This is a genomic window from Nocardia farcinica (assembly GCF_029867845.1).
Taxonomy (GTDB): Bacteria; Actinomycetota; Actinomycetes; order Mycobacteriales; family Mycobacteriaceae; genus Nocardia; species Nocardia farcinica_A.
On sequence record NZ_JARWRU010000177.1, the window covers coordinates 1 to 7,691 of the forward strand.

Annotated in this window: 7 protein-coding genes; 2 read left to right on the forward strand and 5 right to left on the reverse strand. The window is 69.8% G+C overall.

The annotated features are described in order from the left end of the window. From QH283_RS03645 to QH283_RS03665, 5 genes are all read right to left on the reverse strand, one after another. Window positions 1-627: MlaD family protein (locus tag QH283_RS03645; RefSeq protein WP_280501609.1), on the reverse strand; the 627-nt coding region annotated here is incomplete at its 3' end. A 2-nt stretch (window positions 628-629) separates the two neighbouring features. Next, complete coding sequence (locus tag QH283_RS03650; protein WP_280501603.1) at window positions 630-1,484, reverse strand: ABC transporter permease; 855 nt, start codon at window positions 1,482-1,484, stop codon at window positions 630-632. Next, window positions 1,484-2,320, reverse strand: coding sequence for an MlaE family ABC transporter permease (locus QH283_RS03655; protein ID WP_280501604.1), 837 nt, complete (start codon window positions 2,318-2,320; stop codon window positions 1,484-1,486). The genes QH283_RS03650 and QH283_RS03655 overlap by 1 nt, the downstream gene beginning before the upstream one ends. Before the next feature lie 731 nt (window positions 2,321-3,051). After that, a complete protein-coding gene (locus QH283_RS03660; protein WP_280501605.1) occupies window positions 3,052-3,651 on the reverse strand; it encodes a hypothetical protein in 600 nt (199 codons plus the stop codon). A gap of 304 nt (window positions 3,652-3,955) precedes the next feature. Then, a complete protein-coding gene (locus tag QH283_RS03665) occupies window positions 3,956-4,690 on the reverse strand; it encodes an enoyl-CoA hydratase/isomerase family protein (RefSeq protein ID WP_280501606.1) in 735 nt (244 codons plus the stop codon). Between the two features lie 89 nt (window positions 4,691-4,779). Between QH283_RS03665 and QH283_RS03670 the strand changes: the two genes are divergently transcribed. Together QH283_RS03670 and QH283_RS03675 are read left to right on the forward strand one after the other, a co-directional pair. Then, entirely contained in the window at window positions 4,780-6,354 is a 1,575-nt protein-coding gene (locus QH283_RS03670; RefSeq protein ID WP_280501607.1) for an AMP-binding protein, read from the forward strand. A gap of 35 nt (window positions 6,355-6,389) precedes the next feature. Next, entirely contained in the window at window positions 6,390-7,568 is a 1,179-nt protein-coding gene (locus tag QH283_RS03675) for an amidohydrolase family protein (RefSeq protein WP_280501608.1), read from the forward strand. Window positions 7,569-7,691: the final 123 nt, after the last annotated feature.

Consider the following 7,691-nt stretch of genomic DNA (forward strand, 5'->3'; position numbering starts at 1 on the left):
GGGGGCGCGCCGCGCGGCTCGTTCACGGGTCTGGCGCCCCCCCGCCGCGCCCCCCCCCCCGATGCGGGCGCCGCGGCGGGCGGTCGCCCGCGCCACCGCCGCCAGCGCTCCCACGGTGGCATCGCCGCCGACGCGGGTGGCCGCGGCGAGGATCTCCCGCAGTTCGGTGAGCGCGGTCTGCAACTGGACCGTGGACAGGCTGCGGTCCTGCGGGATCTCGGCGTGCTCGGTCAGCGCGGGCCCCGGCCCGTTGTCGACCAGTTGGACCGAGGAGACGGCGAAGACGTTGCTCGGCACCACGCGGGCGGTGACGGTGGCCGGGATGCGCCGGGCCGCGGCGGGTTCCAGTGCCAGCTCGACCCGCGCGGGCCCGCCGTCGAGCGCGGGTGTGACCGTGCCGACCGTGCCGACGAGCAGGCCGCGGAACTTGACGTCCGAACGCGGCGGCAGCCCGTCGCCGAGCTGGTCGAGCACCGCGACCACCTCGACCCTGTCGTCGAAGCGGCCGGTCGACTTCATCAGCAGCAGCGCGACCACCGCGCCGATCACCAGCAGCAACGCCAGCCCTCGGCCGGCGAGGGAGAACCCCGTGGGACCGCGGCCGTCGGCGTCGAACAGGATCGCCATGCTCACCCCCCGAGCCGCGCGCCGGCGCCGATGCCCCACAGGGCGACGGTCAGCAGCAGGTTGACGACGATCATGAGCGAGATGGCCGCGCGCATGGCGCGTCCGGCGGCGACGCCGACGCCCTGGGGCCCGCCCGCGGCGTAGAAGCCGTGGTAGCACTGCACGGTCGTGGTGATGGTGACGAACAGCAGTGCCTTGATCAGCGAGTACACGATGTCGGGACCGTTGAGCACCAGCTGGAAGTAGTGCTGGTAGGTGCCCGCCGACAGGCTGCCGGTCATCCCGACCACCAGTTGCACGGCCAGGTAGTTCACCGCCAGGCACATCAGGTAGAGCGGGACGATGGCCAGCATGGACGCCAGCAGCCGGGTGCTCACCAGGTACGGGATCGACCGGATCGCCATGGATTCCAGCGCTTCGATCTCCTCGGAGATGCGCATGGCGCCCAGCTGGGCGGTGAACCGGCAGCCCGCCTGCGCGGCGAAGGCCAGGCCCGCCATGATCGGCGCCAGCTCTCGGGTGGAGGCCGTGGAGGCGATCAGTCCGACGGTGGGTTCCATGCCGAGCAGGTGCAGCGCGTTGTAGCCCTCCAGCCCGACGATCGCCCCGCCCGCCGCGCCGAGCACGATGATGACCCCCGCCGTGCCGCCGCCGACGACCAGCGAGCCGTTGCCCCAGCTGACATCGGCGAGGATGCGCAGGAACTCGGCGCGATAGTGCCGCAGCGCCACCGGGATCGACACCAGCGCCCGCCAGGCGAACGTGCCGAGATGGCCGACCCGCATCAGCGCCACGCCTGCTCGGCTCGCGCCGGCGCGCAGCGTCCTGGTGCCCGGCGGGTGGTACGGCGCGGCCATCACAGCCCCTGCCGGGGGAACAGGATCATCGACAGCTGTGTGAAGACCACGTTGACCACCATCAGCAGCAGGATCGACGACACCACAGTGGAATTCACCGCATCGGCCACGCCGGCGGGACCGCCTCGGGTGGACAGTCCCTTCTCGCAGGCAACCACCGCCACGATCGCGCCGTAGACCACGGCCTTCACCAGGGTCAGCGCCAGGTCCTCGACGGTGGCGAAGGAGGCGAAGGTGGTCACGAAACTGCCGGGCGCGCCGTTCTGGGCGAAGACGTTGAACAGGTAGCCGGCCAGGAAGCCGACGAAGCACACCACCCCGGTCAGCGAGACGCCGACCAGCACCGCGGCGGCCAGCCGCGGCGCCACCAGTCTGCGCACCACCGAGAGGCCCATGACCTCGAGCGCGTCGATCTCGTCACGGATCTTGCGGGAGCCGAGGTCGGCGCACACGGCCGAGCCGACCGCGGCGGCCATGAGCAGCGCGGCCACCATCGGCGCGCCCTGCCGGATCACCGCCAGCCCGCTGGCCGCGCCTGCCAGCGAGGACGCGCCCACCTGCCCGGCCAGCAGGCCGAACTGGATGGACAGCGTCACCCCGATGGGCAGCGATACGAAGATGGTGGGCAGCACCGCCGCGGAGGACATGAACGCCGACTGCCGGACGAATTCGGCGAAGGCGAACCGCCCGGTCACCACGTCGAGCACCAGGTACTGCACGGCCCGCACACCGAGCACGAACTGCCCGCCGACGGTCGACAGCGCGGCGACCGGGTGGCGGCGCAGGTATCCGCGCCACCACTGCGCGATCTCTCGCGTCGCGACCTGCTGCGTCATCGGAAGTCAGCTCTCGTGTCCGGCCTCCGGTCGGACCGGGCGCGGTCGCCGCGTCCCGAGGGACAGGGCGATTCGCACACGACGGAAACGAACCGGAGAAAATGGCTTCGGCGATTGCCGTGGACAACCGGCCGATATCGGCCGAATCGCCACTCACGCCAAGTGTGGGTTTTCTGAACGTTTTAGTCAACAACACCAGGAATTACCCGGAAATCGGCGCGACTTTTTCCGGGATCGCCGAATCGGACACTCGCCGCGATACCGAGACGAGGCTCGACGCTCCCAACCGAAGGTGTTGAACCACGGATATATTCGCACTCCTCACGCCGACGGCGCGGCGGGGCGCATCACCTCCTCCGCCGAAAAGGAGGAGCCGACGACAGCCGGCCGCGATCGACGAGAGATATTCGCCGGCACCGGTCCGCCCGCGGCGCCGAGGAATGGCGGCCACCGAAATGACGGACCGGCACGGCGAATACCCACCGGTACGCGATTCCGCATGCGCACGACGAATACCGGACGGTATCGCGAACGAATATCCGCCAAAATTGTCGGATCACTGCGAATGCGAAATTGCGTATCGATGCCCCCGCCAACCCGGCCACGTTCCGGCCGGGTGGTCGTCGCCCGGCGACGCCGCGGCGCCCCTCACACCCCCCTGTGCGGGGGTGGGCGGCCGAGGGGGGCGCCGACCGCGACGCCGGCAACCGAACGGCGTCCCCCGGTGCTGCCTACCGCACCGCGACCAGGCGTGTCCCCCATTGCGTGCCGGGTGCGGGCGTCTCGGAGAACTGCAACCACTCCTCGGTGGTGACCGTCTCGCCCGGACACCCCGCTGCCCGCAGCGCGCATTTCTTGAACGCTCTGCCCGCCACGCTGATCCGGTAGGCGGTGGGGGAAACCCGGCTTTCCAGCTCCGAGGGCAGTTCGCCCCACACACCGATCTCGATCTCGCCGGTGTCCAGGCAGCCGAGCACACCCCGGCGCACCCGGGAGTCGGAGGTGTACATCGCCGGGTCGATCGCCAGCGTCTGCGGCCAGATGTCGTGCACCTGCCCGGCCAGCGCGTGTTCGAAGTCCAGCACCGTGGCGCCCAGGATCTCCAGCGACCGGATGTGGGTGTGCTCGCGCACCAGCACGGTCACCTCCCAGCCCGCGGTGGCACGGTCGAACAGCCAGCCGCCCGCGGACCGGACGACGTCGATCGGACGGGGCGCGACCATCGCCACGCGGTAGCGCAGCGGGTGCCTGCGTGCGTGCGCACGCCAGCGGGCCACGGAATTCGGGCCCGCGATGCGGGGTGTGAGGGGGTCGACGGTTCGTACAGCCATGGGTTCCATCCCCGTTCGTCGAACAGCAAGATGTGGCGGCCGCACCATCACCGCGCCCCGGCAGGACGCCGCCCACGTCTCCGATCCGCATGGATCGGAGATCTCGGCACGTGGACGGGGAAACGCGCGACGGAAGAACCGGATTCGAACTACCCACCCGGCCCGCGACCCATGGTGAGTCCGGGCTGGAACTCGAGTTCGGGGCTGGGATCGGAGCCTGTTCCGGACGGTACCGCCGAACACACAGTAAGGTCATTCTCGAATCAGTGACGGGCATCTCAAATTTCGTCATATGTGATGTACCTCACTTGACTGTCGCGCCTCGCGAGAGTACGCGATCGGCCGCAACCCAGTGTTCGTCGGCCACCCAGAGCCGGGCGAAGGCGGCCACCGCCTCGTCCGCGGGCACACCTGCCAGCACGCGTTTGATCTCCGCCGCGGGGCCGTTGGCCAGCGCTCTCGCCAGATCCCGCCAGCCACGGTCGAATTCGCCGCGCGACAGCACGCGGTCGATCAGCCCGATCCGCTGCGCCTCGGCGGCGTCGAGCACGGCGCCGGAACCGGCGAGCATCAGCGCCCGCCCCCGGCCAACCAGCGCCCCCAGCCGTTCGGCCCCACCCCAGGCGGGCATGATCGCCAACGAGACCTGATTGAAACCGATCCTGACGTCCGCGGCCGCGATCCTGATGTCGGCGGCCACCGCCACCTCCGCGCCGCCGCCGAGCGCGTGCCCGTTCAGCGCCGCGATCACCGGGCCGCGAAAACCGGCCAGCCGGTCGCAGATCCGGCGCATCCGCCAGGCCATCTCGGCAGCCTGCTCCTCGGTGCGCAGCTCGGCCAGCTTCTTCAGATCCCCGCCGGAGACGAAACTGCGATCCCCCGCACCGGTGAGCGCCAGCGCCCGTACCACCCCGGCGTTCTCGACCTCGTCGAGGACCCGCTCGAGTTGCCCCATCGTCTCCGGGGCGATGGCGTTGCGGGCCCGCGGCCGGTTGATCGTGACGACGGCGAGCCCATCGTCCACCTCGAGCTCCACCATCTTGTTCTCCCTCGCGAAAATATGATTCTCTCTCACTGAGAATCATATACTTGCTCGTGCCTCGGACAGGCGTGAGAGGGGAGAATCCCATGCGCACGATCCCGGACGAGCTGGCCCGCCAGTACCACGAGCAGGGCTGGTGGATCCCCGAGACCATCGGCGAACTGCTGACCAGAGAACTGGCCGCCGCCCCCGGCGCCGAGTTCCACGTGCACTCCGCGATCCGGCCATGGCACGGCACCTGCCGCGAGGTCGAACACCTCGCCCGCCGGCTGGCCGAGGGACTGCGCGGGCGCGGCGTCGGCCCCGGCGACGTGGTGGCCTTCCAGCTGCCGAACTGGACGGAGGCGGCAATGGTGTTCTGGGCGTCGGCCTTCCTCGGCGCGACCGTGGTGCCGATCGTGCACTTCTACGGACGCAAGGAGGTCGGCTACATCCTGCGCGCGGTGCGGCCGCACGTGTTCGTCGGCACAACGCTGCTCGGCGACAACGGCGTCGACGAGCAGCTGCTCGCCGACGTGCCGGTGGCGGCGATGGTCGGCGAGGACTTCGAGACACTGCTCGGCCCCGAGCCGATGCCGGGCACGCTGACCGCCGATCCCGCGAGCGCGGCGCTCATCGCCTTCACCTCCGGCACCACCAGCGACCCGAAGGGCGTGGTGCACAGCCACCTGACGCTGGGCCACGAGACCCGACAGCTCGCGGGCATGTATCCGCGCGATCGCGGTCACCAGCTCACCGCCGCGCCGGTCGGCCACTTCATCGGCATGGTCAACGCCTTCCTCATCCCGGTGCTGGATCGGCTGCCGGTCAACCTGACCGACGTCTGGGACCCGGGCCGGGTGCTGACGCTGATGACCGAACGCGAGCTGACCGTCGGCGGCGGCGTCGCCTACTACATGACCAGCCTGCTCGACCATCCCGGCTACACTCCGGCACACCTGCCCTATCTGCGCTACGCCGGGCTGGGCGGCGCGTCGGTGCCCGCGGCGGTCACCACCCGCCTGGCCGGCCTCGGCATCACCGTCTACCGCTCCTACGGCAGCACCGAGCACCCGTCGATCACCGGCTCGCATCCCAGCGCCCCCGCGGACAAACGCCTGTTCACCGACGGAGCCCCGCTGCCCGGCGTCGAGATCAGACTGGCCGACGACGGCGAAATCCTCAGTCGCGGACCGGATCTGTGCGCGGGCTACACCGACCCGGCGCTCACCGCCCGCGCCTTCGACACCGACGGCTGGTACCACACCGGCGACATCGGCACGCTCGACGCCGACGGCTTTCTGACCATCACCGACCGCAAGGCCGATCTGATCATCCGCGGCGGGGAGAACATCAGCGCGCTCGAGGTCGAGGAGATCTTGCTCGACCTGCCCGGGGTGACCGAGGCGGTGGCGGTCGCGGTGCCCGACGAACGGCTCGGCGAGCGCACAGCGGCCGTGCTGCGACTCCAGCCGGGGGCGTCGGCTCCCGACATGTCCGCCCTGCGAGCGCATTTCGCCACCGCGGGAGTGGCCAAGCAGAAGTGGCCCGAGCAGCTGCACGTGGTCGAGGACTTCCCGCGCACCGCCAGCGGCAAGGTCAAGAAGTTCGCCGTCCGAAGGTCTCTGGTCACCTCGGGCCCGGCCCTCGACCCCGAGGATATTGCGGCTCGCCCAGAATGAGAATACGATTCTCTCAAACGAACTAGGAGGATTCCATGAGCGACTTCGGCTTGCCGTACCAGCTCTTCGACGCCGACAACCACCTGTACGAGACCCAGGACGCGCTGACGAAGTTCCTGCCGAAGCAGTACCAGGGCGTCATCCAGTACGTGGAGGTCAACGGGCGCACCAAGATCGCCATCCGCGGCCAGATCAGCGAGTACATCCCGAACCCGACCTTCGATGTGGTCGCGCGGCCGGGCGCCATGGAGGACTACTTCAAGAACGGCAACCCGGAGGGCAAGAGCAGGCGCGAGATCTTCGGCGAGCCGATGCGCTCGATCCCGGCCTTCCGCGAGCCGGGCCCGCGCCTCGAGCTCATGAACGAGCTGAAGATCCACCGCACCCTGATGTTCCCCACCCTGGCCAGCCTGGTCGAGGAGCGCATGCGCGACGACCCGGAACTGATCCACATCGTCGTGCACGCCCTCAACGAATGGCTATACGAGACTTGGGGTTTCAACTACGAGAACCGCATCTACACGGTGCCGGTGATCAGCCTGCCCATCCTGGACAAGGCGCTGGCCGAACTGGAGTGGGTGGCCGAGCGCGGCGCCCGCGCCATCCTGGTGCGCCCGGCCCCCGTCCCCGGCTGGGGCGGCTCGCGCTCGTTCGCGCTGCCGGAGTTCGATCCGTTCTGGGAGCGAGTCACCGAACTGGGCCTGCTGGTCACCATGCACTCCTCCGACAGCGGCTACGCCCGCTACACCTCCGACTGGGAGGGCGCCCGTGCGGAGATGCTGCCGTTCAAGACCAACACCTTCCGCATGGTCAGCGAGTGGCGGGCCATCGAGGACGCGGTCGCCTCCTGGGTGTGCCACGGCGCGCTGTTCCGGCACCCGGATCTGAAGATCGCCGTCATCGAGAACGGCGCCTCCTGGCTGCCGCCGCTGCTGGAGAACCTCGCCGACGTCTACAAGAAGGCGCCGGAGGGCTTCGGCGGCGATCCGGTCGAGGCGGTCAAGCGGATGATCCACGTCAGCCCGTTCTGGGAGGAGGACCTCGAGGCGCTGGCCGACCTGATCGGCGTGGAGCGGGTGCTGTTCGGTTCGGACTACCCGCACCCGGAGGGCCTGGCCGAGCCCGCCCGCTACATCAACGAGATCAAGAACATGTCCCAGCAGGACCAGGCGCTCATCATGGGCGGCAATCTCGCGAGGTTGCTCGGACTGTGAGCTGGGAGACCATCCCGGAGATGGTCCTGTCCACCGCCGAGGGGGGGGGGGGGGCCGCCGCGGGGGGGGGGGGGGGGGGGGCGGGGGGGGAGAAAGAAAAGGGTGGGACGCGAAGACCGGCGG

What these genes read in the sequence shown, in the direction of transcription:
- QH283_RS03670 (WP_280501607.1), top strand. Translation starts at nt 4,780, where the DNA reads ATGCGCACGATCCCGGACGAGCTGGCCCGCCAGTACCACGAGCAGGGC.
- QH283_RS03655 (WP_280501604.1), bottom strand. Translation starts at nt 2,320, where the DNA reads ATGACGCAGCAGGTCGCGACGCGAGAGATCGCGCAGTGGTGGCGCGGA.
- QH283_RS03665 (WP_280501606.1), bottom strand. Translation starts at nt 4,690, where the DNA reads ATGGTGGAGCTCGAGGTGGACGATGGGCTCGCCGTCGTCACGATCAAC.
- QH283_RS03660 (WP_280501605.1), bottom strand. Translation starts at nt 3,651, where the DNA reads ATGGCTGTACGAACCGTCGACCCCCTCACACCCCGCATCGCGGGCCCG.
- QH283_RS03675 (WP_280501608.1), top strand. Translation starts at nt 6,390, where the DNA reads ATGAGCGACTTCGGCTTGCCGTACCAGCTCTTCGACGCCGACAACCAC.
- QH283_RS03650 (WP_280501603.1), bottom strand. Translation starts at nt 1,484, where the DNA reads ATGGCCGCGCCGTACCACCCGCCGGGCACCAGGACGCTGCGCGCCGGC.